The following is an 18,530-nucleotide window of genomic DNA, read 5'->3' on the forward strand; positions in this document are numbered from 1 at the left end:
TTAAGATGACAGTGTTCTTATTAGGTTAGAATAATCTTCTTTGATGTCATGGCTTTCCTCACGCAGCTGCTCAATCTTGCGGCATGCGTGTAGCACCGTAGTATGGTCCCGACCACCAAAGGCATCACCGATCTCCGGCAAGCTGTGGTTGGTTAGTTCTTTGGCCAACGCCATCGCCATTTGGCGTGGACGGGCAACCGAGCGGGAACGGCGCTTGGATAGCATATCAGCCATCTTAATTTTATAGTACTCGGCCACGGTCTTTTGAATATTATCAATAGTGACCAGTTTTTCCTGCAAGGCGAGCAAATCGCGCAGTGCCTCACGGACAAAATCAATGGTAATCGCCCGACCGGTAAAATTGGCATTGGCAATCACCCGGTTCAGCGCCCCTTCCAACTCGCGGACATTGGAGCGCAGGCGCTTGGCAATGAAGAACGCCACTTCGTCTGCCAAGCGGATATTGTGGTCTTCAGCCTTCTTCATCAGGATCGCCACGCGGGTTTCCAGCTCAGGCGGCTCAATCGCCACCGTCAGGCCCCAACCAAAACGAGATTTAAGGCGATCCTCCACCCCGTTGATCTCTCGCGGATAGCGGTCGGAAGTCAGGATGATCTGCTGGTTGCCCTCCAGTAGCGCATTAAACGTGTGGAAGAACTCTTCCTGCGAGCGCTCCTTGTTGGCGAAAAACTGGATGTCATCGATCAGCAGGGCATCGACACTGCGGTAGTAACGTTTGAACTCTTCAATGGCATTGTTCTGCAGCGCCTTGACCATATCTTGGACAAAGCGCTCTGAATGCATGTACACCACCTTGGCGTTGGGTTTGCGATCGGCGATCGCATTGCCCACCGCATGTAGCAAGTGGGTTTTACCTAGCCCGGTCCCCCCATAGAGGAACAGCGGGTTATAGGCCGCACCCGGGTTATCGGCAACCTGACGACAGGCAGCCAGACCCAACTGGTTCGACTTACCCTCAACAAAGTTATTGAAGTTGTGTTTCGGGTTCACGTTAGAACGGTAACCCGCCTGTGATTCAGGCTGGACCGGCGATGGTGCTGGCTCCCAAGTCCGCGAAGGCGCATCGTCTTCTAGCGTTGGGGCCGATGCCACGTGGGTTGGAGCCGGTGTCAATGCCGGCGGGGGGGCCACAGGCTGAGGCGGCGGGGCAACAACCGGCTTACTGCCGACCTCAAATCGCAAGATTGGCACATCGTTACCGCAGAACTCATTGAGCAGACGGTTGATGTTGTTGAGGTACTTATCGCGCACCCAATCCAGCACAAAGCGGTTAGGGGCGAAAAGGGTCAACGTATTGTCGCTCAACTCGGCTTGAAGCGGTCGAACCCACATACTGAATTCTGTTGCAGGGAGTTCTTCTTGAAGGCGTTGAAGGCACTGCAACCAAAGCGAAGATGACAAGCTCGACTCCACACTGAATAACAAAACACGAAAAGGGATGCAATTTTATACCCGCTGGCTCAGGATCGCCAGCAAAGAGATCGCAGATCAAGTGAATAAGATCAGACTTATTCACATAGATCGCACAATATTATTGTTGATCACCACAATTTTACCCCTGCTTACCCACAAATCCATGAACATCGGTCACTCAATAAACATACTTTTTGTTATTTAAAATAACTCCAAGTTATTTATGGAAACCAGTTATCAACAGATAGGATGATTCAAACAGAACATCATCACAGCAACCTGAGGAGTAAACAGGATGAAAAGCTGGGTAACAACTTCATTGACTGCAATCGCCCTAACCTTGTCTGTTAGCCAAGCCGCGATGGCTGCCACCGATGTAAAAGTAGGAATGTCAGGACGCTATTTCCCTTTTACTTTTGTTAAGCAAGATCAGCTACAAGGTTTTGAGGTCGATCTGTGGAACGAAATCGGCAAACGCAATGACTACAATGTCGAATTTGTTACCGCTAACTTCTCTGGCCTGTTCGGTTTGCTGGAAACCGGTCGTATCGACACCATCTCTAACCAGATCACTATGACCGATGAGCGTAAAGCCAAATACCTGTTCTCCGAGCCTTATGTGGTTGATGGTGCACAGTTAGTCGTTCGCAAGGGCAATGACACGATCACCAGCACCGAGGATCTGGCCGGTAAAACCGTCGGCGTCAACCTGGGATCGAACTACGAACAGCTGCTACGCAAGCTCGATACTGACGGTAAGATCCAAATTAAAACCTACGACACCGGTATCGAGCACGATGTGGCCCTGGGCCGTACCGATGCATTCGTAATGGACCGTCTGTCGTCACTTGAGCTAATCAAGAAAGCCAACCTGCCGCTACAGCTGGCTGGCGAACCGTTCGAGAAGATTGAAAACGCCTGGCCATTTGTTGAGGGCGAAAAAGGCGAAAAGCTTCGCGACGAAGTCAACGTTGCGCTTGAGGCAATGCGCAAAGACGGCACCTTGGCTGAGATTTCCATCAAGTGGTTTGATGCCGACATCACCCACTAACTCCGCCTGCTCTCCTTCATAATCACAAGACTCACCCTCGGGTGGGTCTTTGTCGCTGATAAACCACGGTAAATAAGAAGACACCATTATGGGTTTTGATTTTGACTACATGCTTTCCCTTATGCCGATCCTGTTCAACTACCTCGGCACCACCATGGGAATGGCACTTTGGGGCCTAGTATTCGCCCTGATCATTGCATTGGTACTGGCCTTGCTTCGCATTTACCGTATGCCGGTACTCGATCAGCTTAGCCAGCTTTATATCAGCTTCTTCCGCGGCACTCCGCTGCTGGTTCAACTGTTCCTGCTCTATTACGGCCTGCCGCAAGTCATGCCGGTATTTGTCGGCCTCGACGCCTTTACCGCAGCAATTATCGGCCTGAGCCTTCACTTTGCCGCCTACATGGCCGAGAGTATCCGGGCTGCAATTATTGGTATCGACCGCAGCCAGCGGGAAGCCAGCCTGTCGATAGGCATGACCGAGTTGCAGGCAATGCGCCGGATTATCCTGCCACAGGCCACCCGAGTCGCCCTGCCTTCGTTGATGAATTATTTCATCGACATGATCAAATCGACCTCGCTGGCCTTTACCCTCGGGGTAGCAGAAATCATGGCTACGGCCCAGATGGAAGCCTCTTCAAGCTTCAAGTTCTTCGAAGCCTTCCTTGCCGTTGCCCTGATTTACTGGGGTATCGTCCTTGTCCTGACCCGGGTGCAAAACTGGGCAGAAGCTAAACTCAACAGGGCCTACACACGATGATAAAGATTGAAAACCTGACTAAACGCTTTGGTGATGCGACGATTTTCTCCGGCTTGGATCTGACTATAAGCAAAGGGGAGATCGTAGTGGTGATCGGCCCTTCGGGTACCGGTAAATCCACCCTGCTCCGGTGCATCAATTTCCTCGAAACCGCTGATGAAGGACACCTAACACTCGGCGATGTCTCGGTTGAGAGTATGCAGGCCGGCCAGAAAGATATTTTGGCCCTACGCCGAAAAACCGGCTTCGTGTTCCAGAACTATGCCTTGTTTGCCCACCTGACAGCGAGACAGAATATTGCTGAAGGTCTCATCACAGTTAAAGGCTGGAACAAAGAGGAAGCCTATAACAAAGCGCAGCAGATCTTAGACGATATCGGTCTGGGCGATAAAGGCGACCACTACCCGGCCGCATTGTCAGGCGGACAGCAGCAGCGGGTCGGCATAGGCCGGGCCATGGCACTTGAAGCCGAGCTGCTGCTGTTTGACGAGCCGACATCGGCACTGGATCCCGAATGGGTCGGCGAGGTGCTGAGCCTGATGCAAAAACTGGCGACCCGCCACCAGACCATGTTGGTCGTCACCCACGAAATGCAATTTGCCCGCGAAGTGGCCGATCGAGTGATCTTTATGGCCGATGGCAGTTTCGTCGAGCAAGGCACACCGGATCAGATCTTCGGTAACCCGCAAGATCCGAGGCTGAAAAAGTTCCTGAGCCAGGTCGGGATCCGTTAAGGATCCTTGCACTCCAGCGTATAGGAAGTATAATTCAGCGCCCGCAGTTCTCTGCTGGGCATAATTATTGACTATTTAAGAGTCAGTGATTACAATTCCGCCTCTTTGATTAGAGGCAACGACTGAAAACAGTCGCTAAACTCTAAGCAAACTTAAAAACTGATCAGTTAATTTAAGGTAAAACCCATGAAACGCACTTTTCAACCTTCAGTTCTAAAGCGCAAGCGTACTCACGGCTTCCGTGCACGCATGGCTACTAAGAACGGTCGCGCAACAATCAATGCTCGTCGCGCTAAAGGCCGTAAGCGTCTTTCTAAGTAATCGCTAGATTATTTTGAGTAAGCTCGCTTTCTCTCGGGAGTTACGTCTGTTAACTCCCGAACATTACAAAAAAGTCTTCCAGCAAGCTCATCGTGCTGGCTCTCCCCATTTAACTATTCTTGCCCGCAATAACAACCTTGACCATCCGCGTCTTGGCTTGGCTGTCCCTAAGAAACAGATCAAAACCGCCGTTGGCCGTAACAAATTCAAACGTATCGTGCGTGAGAGTTTCCGCCAGAAGCAACACGATCTGCCGGCGAAGGATTTTGTCGTTATCGCCAAGAAGAGTGCCAGTGAGTTGAGCAACGAAGAACTTTTCAAGCTGCTAGATAAATTATGGCATCGCCTGTCTCGCCCTTCGCGTGGCTAGTCATTGGACTAGTCCGCTTTTACCAACTGGCAATTAGCCCTCTCATCGGGCCTCGTTGTCGCTTCACCCCTACCTGTTCCCAATACGCGATCGAAGCCATAAAAACGCACGGAGCAATAAAAGGAGGTTGGTTCGCGGCGAAACGTCTATTAAGATGTCATCCTTTAAACGACGGTGGTTATGACCCCGTTCCGCCAACCAAGCATAACGACAGAGATAATTAACGATGGATTCCCAACGCAATATTCTGTTAATTGCCCTACTGTTTGTCTCTTTCCTACTGTTCCAACAGTGGAATGCCGACAGCAACCCGCAACCGCAGGGTGTAGCGCAACAAGTAACTCACAGTGGTGATGTCCCTTCGCATTCCGCTGACGGCCAGCCTATCACTGACCAAAGCACCTCAAACAACCTTATCACCATTAACACTGATGTACTGGCGCTTACTGTCGATACGCTTGGTGGTGACATCATCGAAGCCAAACTACTGGCTTACGACAACGAATTGGAATCGGAAGACCCATTCGTTCTTCTGAAAAATGACCAGGGCCACAGCTACACGGCTCAATCAGGTCTTATCGGTGCCCAGGGTATCGATACAGCAGCCGGCCGTGCCCAGCTACAAGTTTCTGCTGACAGCTTCACGCTAGAAGATGGCCAGGACGAACTACGTGTTCCAATGACCTACGAGCAGGACGGCATCAGCTACACCAAAACCATCATCGTTAAGCGCAACAGCTACGCTGTTGATGTTGAATACAGCATCAACAACCAATCAGAGCAGCCAGCCAGCGTGCAGATGTATGCCCAGCTGAAGCAAAACCTGATGGATGACGGTGGCAGCCTAACCATGCCAACTTACCGTGGCGGTGCCTACTCGGCTGACAACGTGAAGTACAAGAAATACAGCTTCGATGATATGCAGGACAAGAACCTGAACCTGGATATGAACCAAGGCTGGGCGGCGATGATGCAGCACTACTTCGTCACTGCATGGATCCCGCGCGCAGAGCAAGCGAGCAACCTATACACCCGTACCAGCAATGGTCAGGGCTACATCGGTGTTCGCATGCCAACCACAACGGTTGTACCGGGTAGTGAGGAATCACTAACAGCAACACTGTGGGTAGGTCCTAAGCTGCAAGACCAGATGGCTGCGACCGCTAACAACCTTAACCTAACCGTTGATTACGGCTGGCTATGGTTCATCGCAAGCCCACTACACAGCCTGCTGTCGTTCATCCAGAGTATCGTGGTGAACTGGGGTCTGGCGATCATCATCCTGACTTTCATCGTTCGTGGTGCGATGTACCCGCTGACCAAAGCGCAGTACACTTCGATGGCGAAGATGCGTATGCTGCAGCCAAAACTGCAGGCAATGCGTGAGCGCCTAGGCGACGACCGCCAGCGCATGAGCCAGGAAATGATGGAGCTGTACAAGAAAGAGAAAGTGAACCCGCTGGGTGGCTGTCTACCAATCTTGCTACAGATGCCAATCTTCATCGCCCTATACTGGGCACTGATGGAATCAGTTGAACTGCGTCACGCACCGTTCTTCGGTTGGATTCACGACTTGTCAGCACAGGATCCGTTCTACATCCTGCCGCTGCTGATGGGTGCGACCATGTTCCTGATCCAGAAGATGAGCCCGACAACGGTAACAGACCCGATGCAGCAGAAGATCATGACCTTCATGCCGGTGATGTTCACCTTCTTCTTCCTGTTCTTCCCGTCAGGCCTGGTGCTTTACTGGCTGGTATCGAACATTGTAACGCTGATCCAGCAGACGCTGATTTACCGTTCGCTGGAGAAGAAAGGCCTGCATAGCAAATAATGCAGACCCACGTTGAGATAGAAGGCGGCCTGCGGGCCGCCTTTTTTATTCCCTTAACCCCAAGCGCTTGCCATTGCTGGGCAATCGCCACTACTCTGTTTACAATTGCAGCGTATTTATCAAGCTAAGCCAAAATTATGACTGAACATACAGATACCATAGTTGCCCAAGCCACTCCGCCGGGACGAGGCGGCGTCGGCATTATCCGCGTCTCGGGCCCGAAAGCCAAAGAAGTCGCCCTTGCCGTTGCCGGCCGCGAACTCAAGCCACGCTATGCCGAGTACCTGCCCTTCAAGAATGAAGATGGCACGGCATTGGATCAAGGTATTGCGTTGTTCTTCAAGGGACCGAACTCTTTTACTGGTGAAGACGTCCTTGAGCTGCAGGGCCATGGCGGCCCGGTACTGATGGATATGATGATCCGCCGCATCCTGGCAATCGACGGCATTCGAGCAGCCCGGCCGGGGGAGTTCTCCGAACGTGCCTTCATGAACGACAAGCTCGACCTGGCACAAGCAGAGGCGATTGCCGACCTGATTGATGCCAGCTCAGAGGAAGCGGCGAAAAGTGCCTTCAAATCGCTTCAGGGCGCCTTCTCGACCCGGGTTAACGAACTGGTCGAGGCCCTTATCCATCTGCGTATCTATGTCGAAGCCGCCATAGACTTCCCGGAAGAGGAAATCGACTTCCTGTCCGACGGCAAGGTTGCCGGCGATCTCGATGGCATTATCGGCCGCCTCGATGCGGTACGCCGCGAAGCCAACCAGGGGGCAATTATGCGCGAAGGGATGAAGGTGGTTATCGCCGGTCGTCCCAATGCCGGTAAGTCCAGCCTGCTCAACGCCCTGTCCGGCAAAGACAGCGCTATTGTCACCGACATCGCAGGCACCACCCGTGACGTCCTGCGCGAGCATATCCACATCGATGGCATGCCGCTGCATATCATCGACACCGCCGGCCTGCGCGAGGCTTCTGACGAAGTAGAGCGCATCGGTATCGAACGCGCATGGGAAGAAATCCAGCAGGCAGACCGCGTGCTGTTCATGGTCGACAGCACCACCACCGACGCCACTGACCCGGCAGAGATCTGGCCAGAGTTCGTCGAACGCCTGCCGCAAGGCTTGGGCATCACAGTGATCCGCAACAAGGTCGAGCTCACGGGCGAAAAGACCGGGATCTGCCACGTCAACAACCCAACCCTGATCCGCCTATCAGCCCGCACCGGTGATGGCGTAGAGCCACTGCGTGAGCACCTCAAGGAGTGTATGGGCTTTGCCGGCACGACCGAAGGGGGCTTTATGGCCCGCCGCCGTCACCTTGATGCCCTGGAGCGCGCAGCCAGCCACTTGGAAACGGGTAAAGAGCAGCTGGAAGGCTTCATGGCTGGGGAAATCCTGGCCGAAGAACTGCGCCTCGCCCAGCAGCACCTGAGTGAGATCACCGGCGAGTTCACCTCCGATGATCTGCTCGGCCGGATCTTTACCTCGTTCTGTATCGGTAAATAACCGAGCCCGCCAACGCGATCCCCTTCGCAGCCTGCTTCGGATCCTCGGGGCAGGCTGTGAATAACCTTTCGGAAAAGATCCTCCTTACCGCAAGATCAGGCTTTCATCCCTGCTCTGAGCCAGTACAATGCTGTGTATAAATTTGTTGTGAATATCTACACAGGTATGTATACCATGAGCCACATCACCCTTATTACCGGCAGTACCCTCGGAGGCGCCGAATATGTCGCCGATCACCTCAGCGAACTGCTGGAGCAAGCCGGCCACAGCACCGAGATCATCAATCAGGCCGAACTGGAACAGCTTCCGACTGACAATATTTGGCTGGTGGTCTGCTCCACCCACGGTGCCGGCGAGTTTCCTGACAATTTCCAGCCTTTCGTAGAACAATTGACCAGCCAGCAGCCGGATCTTGCCCGCTTACACTATGGTGTGATCGGTCTGGGTGACTCCAGCTACGATACCTTCTGTGCCGCAGCCAAGAATATCGATCAACTACTGGCAAAACTGGGGGCGATCCGCCTCGGAGAGCGATTGGAAATTGATGTTTCACAGGATCCGGTACCGGAAGATCCAGCTGAGGCATGGTTGGACAACTGGAAAAAAAACCTAAACTGAGCAAAAAACACACAGATTTTTACTCAGAATTATACGATCCGTAAACTTTTTTCTGTGGATAACTATAGATCTAAACAGTGATCAACCAATAGTTATCCATTTAATAACTTCTAGGCTCATATTCGCTTGTTGATAACTACCGTTTTTGATCCCAGCTAATCCTTGTAGAGATCCATGCCGTTCCACAACAAATGATCCTTCCTAACATCATGATCATAAGGATCATTTATCACTTATCCACACGATCGGTGGATCCATATAATAGATCTAACAGAAGATCTATTTAAAAGATCTTATCTATATTCAAAATGTGATTTCCCTCCGGATCAAATGATCTTCAGTAAGGATTCTCTCAACGACGGAAACAGGATAGAATGTTGCACCTTTGCTCAAAGATAAATCACTGGCAATTTTGAATACCCGAGGTAGTTTCATGTTTTACCAGGACAATTTTGATGTCATCGTCGTAGGTGGCGGCCATGCAGGAACAGAAGCTGCATTGGCAGCAGCCCGTATGGGCCAAAAAACCCTGCTGCTGACACACAACATTGATACGTTGGGACAGATGTCATGCAACCCAGCAATCGGCGGGATCGGGAAAGGACACCTGGTTAAAGAAGTTGACGCCCTTGGAGGTTTAATGGCCCGGGCGATCGATAAGGGTGGGATCCAGTTCCGTACCTTGAATTCGTCGAAAGGCCCTGCTGTTAGGGCGACACGTGCCCAAGCAGACCGCGCCCTGTACAAAGCTGCAGTTCGCGAAGCGCTGGAAAACCAGCCGAACCTGATGTTATTCCAACAGGCGGTTGATGATCTGATCATCGAAAACGATCGCGTCGTTGGTGCCGTGACAGAAATGGGCCTTAAGTTCCGTGCCAAGGCTGTCGTTTTGACCGTAGGGACCTTCCTGGGCGGCAAGATCCACATTGGCCTGGAAAACTACAGCGGGGGCCGTGCTGGGGATCCACCGTCGATCACTCTGGCTGCGCGCTTGCGTGAATTGCCTTTCCGTGTCGATCGTCTTAAGACGGGGACACCACCGCGTATCGATGCCCGTAGTGTCGACTTCAGTCAGCTGCAGGCTCAGCATGGTGACAATCCGACACCGTTGTTCTCGTTCATGGGTAAAGCCTCGGATCATCCACGACAGATCCCGTGTTTTATTACCCACACCAATGAGAAAACCCACGATGTGATCCGTAACAACTTGGATCGCAGCCCGATGTATTCGGGTGTGATCGAGGGGATCGGGCCTCGTTACTGCCCATCGATCGAAGACAAGGTGATGCGCTTTGCCGATAAGGACAGCCACCAGATCTTCATTGAACCGGAAGGGTTGACGACGCACGAATTGTACCCGAACGGCATCTCCACCAGCTTGCCGTTTGATGTCCAGATGCAGATTGTCCGCTCGATGAAGGGCTTCGAAAATGCCAACATCGTCCGCCCGGGTTATGCCATCGAATATGATTTCTTTGATCCGCGTGATTTGAAGCAGACCTTCGAGACCAAATTCATCAATGGCTTGTTCTTTGCCGGCCAGATCAACGGTACCACCGGCTACGAAGAAGCCGCAGCCCAAGGTTTGCTGGCTGGTATGAATGCCGCCCTGCAGGCGCAAGGCCGTGAAGGCTGGAGCCCACGCCGTGACCAGGCCTACATGGGTGTATTGATTGACGATTTGTCGACCATGGGGACCAAAGAGCCGTACCGTATGTTTACATCACGCGCGGAATACCGTTTGTTGCTACGTGAAGACAACGCGGATTTGCGCCTGACCGAAATCGGTCGTGAGTTTGGCTTGGTCGATGATGAGCGCTGGGCTCGTTTCAACCAGAAATTGGAGAATATGGAGCAGGAACGTCAGCGCCTAAAAAGTATTTGGGTAACCCCAACCTCAGAGCAGGTTGAGGCGGTTAACCAAATTCTCAAAACGCCTATCGTCCGCGAGGCGAGCGGTGAAGACTTGCTGCGCCGCCCGGAAGTGACCTACAACCAGCTTACCAACATCGAGATGTTTGGCCCGGCCCACGAAGATAGCCAGGCGAGCGAGCAGGTTGAAATCCAAGTGAAATATCAGGGCTATATCGACCGCCAGAAAGACGAAGTCGAAAAATCGTTGCGTCACGAGAAGACCAAGCTACCGTTCGATCTTGACTACAGCGTGGTTAAAGGCCTATCGAACGAAGTGATTGCCAAGCTTAACGACGCCAAACCGGAAACCATCGGTATGGCCTCGCGTATTTCAGGCATCACCCCGGCAGCAATTTCCCTGCTGCTTGTGTATCTCAAGAAGCAAGGTTTGCTGAAAAAAGGCGAATAGGAGTAAGTTGTGAAACAACGTCTGGTGCAACTGATAGCGCAAACTGATCTCGCAGTCACAGAACAGCAAATTGACCAGCTCGTTGGCTATGTAGCCATGCTGGATAAATGGAATAAAGCGTATAATCTGACATCGGTACGTGATCCGTATGAGATGTTGGTGAAACATATTATGGATAGTATTGTGGTAAGCCCTCATCTAGACGGTGAGCGGTTTATCGATGTCGGTACCGGCCCGGGATTGCCAGGGATCCCTCTGGCGATCATGAACCCGGACAAACAGTTCACCTTATTGGACAGCCTGGGCAAGCGGATCCGTTTTATCCGTCAGGTGATCCATGAACTGAAGATCAACAATGTCACTCCGGTCCAGAGCCGGGTTGAGGAATTCCAGCCTGAAATCGGCTTCGATGCCGTACTCAGCCGCGCCTTTGCCTCGATGAATGACATGGTCTCCTGGTGCCACCACCTTCCTGCCAGCGATGGGTGTTTTCTGGCGCTGAAGGGGCAATTTAATCAACAGGAAGTGACAGAACTGCCGGAATGGTGTTCTGTGACGGAAGTCAAATCTTTGCAAGTTCCGGAGTTAGAAGGCGAGCGCCATCTAGTAATCTTGACAGCAAAGGATTAACGGATGAGGTTTTTTTGTGGGAAGAGTCATAGCGGTAGCCAACCAGAAGGGAGGCGTGGGTAAAACCACAACATGTGTCAACTTGGCAGCGTCACTGGCGGCCACGCAGCGCAAGGTATTGGTTATTGATCTGGATCCCCAGGGCAATGCCACCATGGCCAGTGGTGTAGACAAATACCAAGTCGATGCAACGGCTTATGAGCTTCTTGTCGAAGAAACTGCATTCCACGATGTCGTGATCACCGACACCACTGGCGGCTATCACCTGATAGCTGCCAACGGTGATGTCACGGCGGCAGAAATCAAATTGATGGAAGTCTTCGCCCGCGAGGTAAGGTTGCGTAATGCCTTAGAGGTAGTTCGTGATAACTATGATTTCATCTTTATTGATTGTCCTCCTGCCTTAAACCTTCTTACAATCAATGCAATGACAGCTGCAGACTCTGTTCTGGTTCCTATGCAGTGCGAATATTTCGCCCTCGAAGGGCTGACGGCATTGATGGACACCATCAGTAAACTCACCGCCGTCGTCAATAGCGAGCTGAAAATTGAAGGGTTGCTGCGAACCATGTATGACCCGCGCAACCGGCTGGCAAGTGAAGTTTCCCAGCAACTCAAGAAGCATTTTGGCGACAAGGTATATCGCACCGTTATTCCGCGCAATGTTCGTTTGGCCGAAGCACCTAGCCACGGTCGACCGGCCATGTACTACGACAAGTATTCGAGTGGTGCCAAAGCTTACTTGGCTTTGGCCGGTGAAATTATCCGCCGTGACGAGCTGGCAAAAAATGCCGGTGCGGTCGATGCATAAAGGGTAACCATGAACATGAATAAACGGGGTCTGGGAAAAGGCCTTGATGCCTTGCTGGCCACCAGCTCTGTTGCCGCGACTAAGCAGCAGCAGGCAGACAAAGCACAAACATTGTCGGCTGATGGCAACTTGAGGGAATTGGCGATTAGCCAACTAGCGCCGGGCCGTTACCAGCCCCGGAAAGATATGTCGGATGAGGCATTGGCCGAATTGGCAGAATCAATCCGTGCCCAAGGGGTGATCCAGCCTATCGTGGTGCGCGAAATGGCGCCGCAGCAGTTTGAGATCATCGCCGGGGAGAGGCGCTGGCGTGCTTCGCGTCAAGCGGGCCTTCAGAAAGTCCCTTGTATTATTAAGGATGTCAACGACCGGGCCACTGTGGCGATTGCTCTGATTGAGAATATCCAGCGTGAAGATCTCAATGCGATAGAGGAAGCACAGGCACTGGAGCGGCTACAGAGTGAGTTCTCACTGACTCACCAGCAGGTGGCCGAAGCGGTCGGTAAGTCCCGCGCTGCGGTATCGAACTTGCTGCGTCTCAATCAGCTTGAAGCGCCAGTCAAGCGGATGGTGGAGCAAAAGCAGCTGGAAATGGGCCATGCCCGTGCCTTGCTTGCCCTGCCCGATGAGCAGCAGTTGGAAGCGGCGCAAATTGTTGTAGCCAAGATGTTAACGGTTCGTGATGCCGAGCGCTTGGTGAAGAAGATGCTGACGCCGGAACCTGAGCCAAAAGTAGCCGTGGCTAACCCGCGAATCGAAGCGGTAGAAAACCAGCTAAGTGAGCAGTTTGGCACCCAGGTGGCGATAAATCAGCAGAAAAATGGCAAAGGAAAGATCGTTATCAGTTTTGATCAGGCCGACAAGCTTCAGCAAATTATTGCAATGCTAGGTCACGAAATGTGATCTGAAACGTGCATATTTTGTTGCAAAAATTACAACATCGTGATCAAGTTATTGTGTTGTAAAATCTAACATCTTTTTTTGCTGCGATTAGATTGCATTCAATCTAATGAGCCGTATAATTTTCGCTGTTTTCCCAGCACGTCGTAAGTGCAGTGGAACGGACTCGAGGAACGAATACATGGTATCGGCGCTAGTTAGACCGGGACGCCAGTTGGCGAAACGGTTGCTGTTGCTACAATCTGGCGTCGTTTTGATAACGGCAATCATGGCAGTTTTTGCTGTCAGTGTTGACTGGGGAATCTCTGCATTAATCGGCGGCGGCATTTTTGTGATTGCCAATGCTGTCTTTGCGACCTGTGCGTTTTTGTTCAGCGGTGCCCGCAAGGCCCGTTTGATCATGGCGTCTTTCTATGGTGGTGAAGTGCTGAAAATTCTCATCACGGTCATCCTGTTTGCCATTGTTTACCTGTATGTCGAGGTGGAACTTGTTCCCCTCAAACTGACCTATTTGCTGGCTCTTGGGATCAATATCTTTGGGCCGGTTTTATTCATTAACAACAACAAATAGGATGAGTTATGGCTGCGCCAGGTGAAGCGCTAACGCCGTCAGGCTACATCACTCACCACCTGACTAACTTGTCAGTCGGTGAGGGATTCTGGGCGGTACATATAGATAGCCTGTTTTTCTCAGCCCTGACCGGTCTACTCTTTCTTTGGGTATTCCGTAAGGCTGCGAAAACAGCGACATCAGGAGTTCCTGGGAAACTACAGTGTTTTGTGGAAATGGTAGTTGAGTTCGTTGACGACAACGTCAAAGAAACCTTCCATGGCCGCAACCCGCTGATAGCTCCTTTGGCTCTGACCATTTTCTGCTGGATTTTGCTGATGAACATCATGGACTTAGTGCCAATTGATTTTCTTCCGTATCCTGCTGAACATTGGTTGGGTATTCCTTACCTTAAGGTGGTACCGAGTGCTGATGTCAACATCACCATGTCAATGGCGCTGGGCGTTTTTGCCTTGATGATCTACTACAGCATCAAAGTAAAAGGTCTCGGTGGCTTTGCGAAAGAACTGGCTCTTCACCCGTTCAATCACCCGGTCATGATCCCGTTCAACCTGCTTCTTGAAATTGTTTCGCTCCTGGCGAAGCCGCTTTCATTGGGTATGCGTCTGTTCGGTAACATGTTCGCCGGTGAGGTGGTGTTTATCCTAATCGCGGCACTTATGCCGTGGTGGGCACAATGGCTGGGCTCGGTACCGTGGGCAATTTTCCACGTTCTAGTCATTACAATTCAAGCATTCGTGTTTATGATGTTGACTATTGTGTACCTGTCTCAGGCGCATGAAGACAATCATTAACGATTATTTGTAAATTATTCAATTTTTTACTGGCACTTTAGCCGACAACTATAAACTGGAGATAGTGATGGAAACTTTACTAAGCTTTTCTGCAATTGCCGTGGGCATTATTGTAGGTCTTGCTGCACTGGGTACTGCGATCGGCTTCGCCCTTCTTGGTGGTAAATTCCTTGAAGGTGCTGCACGCCAGCCTGAAATGGCTCCAATGCTACAGGTTAAGATGTTCATCATCGCTGGTCTGCTTGATGCGGTTCCAATGATCGGTATCGTAATCGCTCTACTATTCACATTCGCAAACCCATTCGTTGGCCAGCTAGCTGGTTAATCACACTGAACGAACGGACCCATAGCAACCCTTTTTAAGGAGATGCGTTGTGAATATGAATGCAACTTTGCTGGGTCAGGCTATCGCCTTCTTTATGTTTGTGGTGTTCTGCATGAAATATGTATGGCCACCAATCATGGAAGCGATTGAAGAGCGTCAGAAAAAAATTGCTGACGGTTTGGCAGCGGCTGATCGCGCTGCCAAAGACCTGAACCTGGCGCAGAGCAATGCTTCTGACCAATTGAAAGAAGCAAAACGCACTGCAACTGAGATCGTTGAGCAAGCGAACAAGCGCAAAGCTCAGATCATCGACGAAGCGAAGGCGGAAGCCCTGGCTGAGCGTGACAAAATTCTGGCCCAAGGTCTTGCTGAGATCGAAGCCGAACGTAACCGCGCTCGCGATGAGCTAAGAAAACAAGTTGCAACTCTGGCTGTGATTGGTGCTGAGAAAATCATTGAGCGTTCTATCGATAAAGATGCGCACGCTGATCTTCTTAACAAAGTCACTGCAGAACTGTAATTAAAGGGGCAGCACATGTCGGATATGACTACTATCGCACGCCCCTACGCTAAAGCAGCCTTTGATCTTGCGGTTGAGAAAGGTGAGCTGGCCCAATGGGCGGAAATGCTCACCTTTGCTGCCGAAGTCACCCGTAACGAGACCATCCAGGACATCCTGGATAGCGGTTACGCGGCGGACAAGCTGACAGAAATCTTTCTGTCGGTATGCGGCGAGCAACTTAACGAATCCGGACAGAACCTGATTAAGGTGATGGCCGAAAACGGACGCCTGAAAGCCCTTCCTGCTGTCTGCAACGAGTTCCTGCTGCTGAAAAGCGAGCTGGAGAAGACTATCGAAGCCTCTGTGACCTCTGCGGTTGCCTTGGACGATAGCCAACTTGAAGCGATTGGCAAGAAGCTGGAACAGCGTCTGTCCCGTAAGGTGAAGCTGAACTGCAGTGTAGACGAGACCCTGATTGCCGGGGTTGTAATTAGAGCTGGAGACTTGGTCATCGATAACTCAGTACGCGGCAAGCTAGACCGCCTGAGCGATACTTTGCAGTCTTGATTTGGGGAATTGGAGCATGCAACTTAATTCCACGGAAATTAGCGAACTGATCAAGCAGCGTATTGAAAACTTCAACGTTGTAAGTGAAGCGCGTAACGAAGGTACTATCGTGTCGGTAAGCGACGGTATCATTCGTATCCACGGCCTTGCTGATGTAATGCAAGGCGAAATGATTGAATTACCTGGTGGCCGTTTTGCACTGGCACTTAACCTTGAGCGTGACTCGGTAGGTGCGGTTGTAATGGGCCCATATGCTGACCTTCAGGAAGGCATGAAAGTAACGGGTACTGGTCGTATTCTTGAAGTACCAGTAGGCCCTGCACTACTAGGCCGCGTAGTGAACACACTGGGCGAGCCAATCGATGGTAAAGGTCCAATCGAAACCGAGACATTCTCTCCGGTTGAAGTGATTGCACCGGGTGTTATCGACCGTAAATCGGTTGACCAGCCTGTACAGACTGGTTACAAGGCCGTTGACTCGATGATCCCTATCGGCCGTGGCCAGCGTGAGCTGATCATCGGTGACCGCCAGACTGGTAAAACAGCTATGGCGATCGATGCCATCATCAACCAGAAGAACTCTGGTATTTACTCTGTTTATGTGGCTATCGGCCAGAAAGCGTCAACCATTGCTAACGTGGTTCGCAAACTGGAAGAGCACGGCGCACTGGAAAACACCATTGTTGTTGTAGCTTCAGCGTCTGAAGCGGCAGCACTGCAGTACCTAGCACCATATGCTGGCTGTGCAATGGGTGAATACTTCCGTGACCGCGGTGAAGATGCCCTGATCGTATACGATGACCTGTCTAAGCAGGCTGTTGCCTACCGTCAGATCTCACTGTTGCTACGTCGTCCGCCGGGCCGTGAAGCTTTCCCTGGTGACGTTTTCTACCTCCACTCTCGTCTGCTAGAGCGTGCTGCTCGCGTTAACGAGAACTACGTAGAAAAATTCACCAACGGTGAAGTGAAAGGTCGTACCGGCTCGCTAACTGCCCTGCCGATCATCGAAACGCAGGCTGGTGACGTATCGGCATTCGTACCGACTAACGTTATCTCTATCACTGATGGCCAGATCTTCCTACAGACAGAGCTGTTCAACGCCGGTATTCGTCCAGCGGTTGACCCAGGTATCTCTGTATCGCGTGTAGGTGGTTCTGCCCAGACCAAGATCATCAAGAAACTGTCCGGTGGTATCCGTACCGCACTGGCACAGTACCGTGAACTTGCGGCGTTCGCCCAGTTCTCGTCTGACCTTGATGAAGCAACGAAGAAGCAGCTTGATCACGGTCAGAAAGTAACTGAGCTGATGAAGCAGAAGCAGTACGCACCGATGTCTGTGTTCGAACAGTCACTGGTTATTTTTGCTGCTGAAAAAGGCTACTTGAATGACATCGAGCTGACTAAGCTTGCTGATTTCGAAGCCGCGTTGCTTTCATATGCCAAAGGTCACTTTGCTGAGCTAGTGTCTCAGGTTGATGAAACGGGTGCTTGGAATGATGAAATCGAAGCCCAGTTCGTGAAACTGGTTGAAGGTTTCAAAGCGACCCAGACTTGGTAATTGGTTGGTGATCGCTCGCGATCACCTACTAACGGAGAGTAACGATGGCCGGCGCAAAAGAGATTCGTAACAAGATCGGTAGTGTCAAGAACACTCAGAAGATCACCAAAGCGATGGAAATGGTGGCTGCGTCTAAAATGCGTAAAACGCAAGACGCAATGGAGTCATCACGCCCATACGCACAAACTATGCGCAAAGTGATCGGTCATATCGCCCTTGGTAGTCTTGAGTATAAGCATCCTTATCTCGAGGAGCGTGAAGCCAAGCGCGTTGGTTACATCATTGTTTCTACAGACCGTGGCCTGTGTGGTGGCCTGAACATTAACTTGTTCAAGCAAGCTATTGCAGACATCCAGGGCTGGTCTGAACAGGGTGCTGAGGTTGAGTTGGGCCTGATTGGTTCCAAGGCGACCGCATTCTTTAACAGCTACGGCGGCAACGTGGCGGCTCAGGTTTCTGGCCTGGGCGACCACCCATCAGTGGATGAGCTGATCGGTACCGTTGGCGTGATGCTGAAGAAATATGATGAAGGCCAATTGGATCGCCTGTACCTGGTTTACAACAAGTTTGTGAACACCATGGTTCAGGAACCAGTGATTGATCAATTGCTGCCTTTGCCTAAGTCAGAAGACGAAGAGATGCAGCGCAACCATGCTTGGGACTACATTTACGAGCCTGAGCCGAAAGCCCTGCTGGATACCCTATTGGTTCGTTACGTCGAATCCCAGGTGTACCAGGGCGTGGTCGAGAACCTTGCCAGTGAGCAGGCCGCTCGAATGGTCGCGATGAAAGCAGCAACCGATAATGCAGGAAACCTGATTGATGAACTGCAGCTTGTGTACAACAAGGCCCGTCAGGCCGCGATTACGCAAGAGCTGTCTGAAATCGTTTCTGGTGCAGCTGCTGTTTAAGGCAAAGATTT

At 51.5% G+C, this 18,530-nt stretch carries 21 protein-coding genes; 20 read left to right on the plus strand and 1 reads right to left on the minus strand.

Annotated elements, in window-relative coordinates; translation table 11 throughout:
* Window positions 1-1,422, minus strand: a complete 1,422-nt coding sequence (gene dnaA, locus C9J03_RS20360; RefSeq protein WP_044622210.1) for a chromosomal replication initiator protein DnaA — start codon at window positions 1,420-1,422, stop codon at window positions 1-3.
* 373 nt (window positions 1,423-1,795) lie between these two features.
* On the opposite strand from dnaA, the gene C9J03_RS20365 reads away from it, so the two are divergent.
* The 20 genes from C9J03_RS20365 (at window position 1,796) to atpG (ending at window position 18,519) form a co-directional block, all read left to right on the plus strand.
* Window positions 1,796-2,485: an amino acid ABC transporter substrate-binding protein gene (locus C9J03_RS20365; RefSeq protein WP_420813018.1), complete on the plus strand. Its 690-nt coding sequence runs from the start codon at window positions 1,796-1,798 to the stop codon at window positions 2,483-2,485.
* A gap of 88 nt (window positions 2,486-2,573) precedes the next feature.
* A complete protein-coding gene (locus C9J03_RS20370; RefSeq protein WP_044622208.1) occupies window positions 2,574-3,245 on the plus strand; it encodes an amino acid ABC transporter permease in 672 nt (223 codons plus the stop codon).
* Window positions 3,242-3,979: an amino acid ABC transporter ATP-binding protein gene (locus C9J03_RS20375; protein ID WP_044622207.1), complete on the plus strand. Its 738-nt coding sequence runs from the start codon at window positions 3,242-3,244 to the stop codon at window positions 3,977-3,979. Before C9J03_RS20370 ends, C9J03_RS20375 begins: the two co-directional genes overlap by 4 nt.
* A gap of 186 nt (window positions 3,980-4,165) precedes the next feature.
* Window positions 4,166-4,300, plus strand: coding sequence for a 50S ribosomal protein L34 (gene rpmH / locus C9J03_RS20380; RefSeq protein WP_004411068.1), 135 nt, complete (start codon window positions 4,166-4,168; stop codon window positions 4,298-4,300).
* A 13-nt stretch (window positions 4,301-4,313) separates the two neighbouring features.
* A complete protein-coding gene (rnpA, locus tag C9J03_RS20385) occupies window positions 4,314-4,670 on the plus strand; it encodes a ribonuclease P protein component (RefSeq protein ID WP_039463498.1) in 357 nt (118 codons plus the stop codon).
* A complete protein-coding gene (gene yidD / locus C9J03_RS20390) occupies window positions 4,637-4,894 on the plus strand; it encodes a membrane protein insertion efficiency factor YidD (protein WP_082008577.1) in 258 nt (85 codons plus the stop codon). The genes rnpA and yidD overlap by 34 nt, the downstream gene beginning before the upstream one ends.
* 2 nt (window positions 4,895-4,896) lie before the next feature.
* Complete coding sequence (yidC, locus tag C9J03_RS20395; RefSeq protein WP_044622206.1) at window positions 4,897-6,504, plus strand: membrane protein insertase YidC; 1,608 nt, start codon at window positions 4,897-4,899, stop codon at window positions 6,502-6,504.
* Window positions 6,505-6,641: 137 nt separating this feature from the next.
* Window positions 6,642-8,009, plus strand: a complete 1,368-nt coding sequence (gene mnmE / locus C9J03_RS20400) for a tRNA uridine-5-carboxymethylaminomethyl(34) synthesis GTPase MnmE (protein WP_044622205.1) — start codon at window positions 6,642-6,644, stop codon at window positions 8,007-8,009.
* A gap of 174 nt (window positions 8,010-8,183) precedes the next feature.
* Window positions 8,184-8,627, plus strand: coding sequence for an FMN-binding protein MioC (mioC, locus tag C9J03_RS20405; protein WP_044622204.1), 444 nt, complete (start codon window positions 8,184-8,186; stop codon window positions 8,625-8,627).
* Window positions 8,628-9,060: 433 nt separating this feature from the next.
* Complete coding sequence (gene mnmG / locus C9J03_RS20410) at window positions 9,061-10,950, plus strand: tRNA uridine-5-carboxymethylaminomethyl(34) synthesis enzyme MnmG (RefSeq protein ID WP_044622203.1); 1,890 nt, start codon at window positions 9,061-9,063, stop codon at window positions 10,948-10,950.
* Between the two features lie 9 nt (window positions 10,951-10,959).
* Window positions 10,960-11,580 (plus strand): 16S rRNA (guanine(527)-N(7))-methyltransferase RsmG, encoded by a 621-nt coding sequence (gene rsmG / locus C9J03_RS20415; protein WP_044622202.1) that lies wholly within the window; start codon window positions 10,960-10,962, stop codon window positions 11,578-11,580.
* A 16-nt stretch (window positions 11,581-11,596) separates the two neighbouring features.
* Window positions 11,597-12,391 carry a ParA family protein gene (locus C9J03_RS20420; protein ID WP_039468190.1) on the plus strand — a complete coding sequence of 265 codons (795 nt, stop codon included), beginning with the start codon at window positions 11,597-11,599 and terminating at the stop codon, window positions 12,389-12,391.
* Between the two features lie 15 nt (window positions 12,392-12,406).
* Window positions 12,407-13,294, plus strand: coding sequence for a ParB/RepB/Spo0J family partition protein (locus tag C9J03_RS20425; RefSeq protein WP_044624344.1), 888 nt, complete (start codon window positions 12,407-12,409; stop codon window positions 13,292-13,294).
* A gap of 178 nt (window positions 13,295-13,472) precedes the next feature.
* Window positions 13,473-13,862, plus strand: a complete 390-nt coding sequence (locus C9J03_RS20430) for a F0F1 ATP synthase subunit I (protein ID WP_039468193.1) — start codon at window positions 13,473-13,475, stop codon at window positions 13,860-13,862.
* 8 nt (window positions 13,863-13,870) lie between these two features.
* Window positions 13,871-14,656: a F0F1 ATP synthase subunit A gene (atpB, locus tag C9J03_RS20435; protein ID WP_039468196.1), complete on the plus strand. Its 786-nt coding sequence runs from the start codon at window positions 13,871-13,873 to the stop codon at window positions 14,654-14,656.
* Between the two features lie 67 nt (window positions 14,657-14,723).
* Window positions 14,724-14,981, plus strand: a complete 258-nt coding sequence (gene atpE / locus C9J03_RS20440; RefSeq protein WP_005302247.1) for a F0F1 ATP synthase subunit C — start codon at window positions 14,724-14,726, stop codon at window positions 14,979-14,981.
* Between the two features lie 49 nt (window positions 14,982-15,030).
* Window positions 15,031-15,501, plus strand: a complete 471-nt coding sequence (gene atpF, locus C9J03_RS20445) for a F0F1 ATP synthase subunit B (protein WP_039468204.1) — start codon at window positions 15,031-15,033, stop codon at window positions 15,499-15,501.
* A 15-nt stretch (window positions 15,502-15,516) separates the two neighbouring features.
* Complete coding sequence (gene atpH / locus C9J03_RS20450) at window positions 15,517-16,050, plus strand: F0F1 ATP synthase subunit delta (protein ID WP_044622201.1); 534 nt, start codon at window positions 15,517-15,519, stop codon at window positions 16,048-16,050.
* Between the two features lie 16 nt (window positions 16,051-16,066).
* A complete protein-coding gene (atpA, locus tag C9J03_RS20455; protein ID WP_044622200.1) occupies window positions 16,067-17,608 on the plus strand; it encodes a F0F1 ATP synthase subunit alpha in 1,542 nt (513 codons plus the stop codon).
* A gap of 44 nt (window positions 17,609-17,652) precedes the next feature.
* The gene (atpG, locus tag C9J03_RS20460; RefSeq protein ID WP_044622199.1) at window positions 17,653-18,519 is read left to right on the plus strand and encodes a F0F1 ATP synthase subunit gamma; all 867 of its coding nucleotides are present in this window, start codon (window positions 17,653-17,655) and stop codon (window positions 18,517-18,519) included.
* The last annotated feature ends 11 nt before the right edge of the window (window positions 18,520-18,530 follow it).

Source organism: Photobacterium gaetbulicola, assembly GCF_003025515.1.
GTDB classification, from domain to species: Bacteria; Pseudomonadota; Gammaproteobacteria; order Enterobacterales; family Vibrionaceae; genus Photobacterium; species Photobacterium gaetbulicola.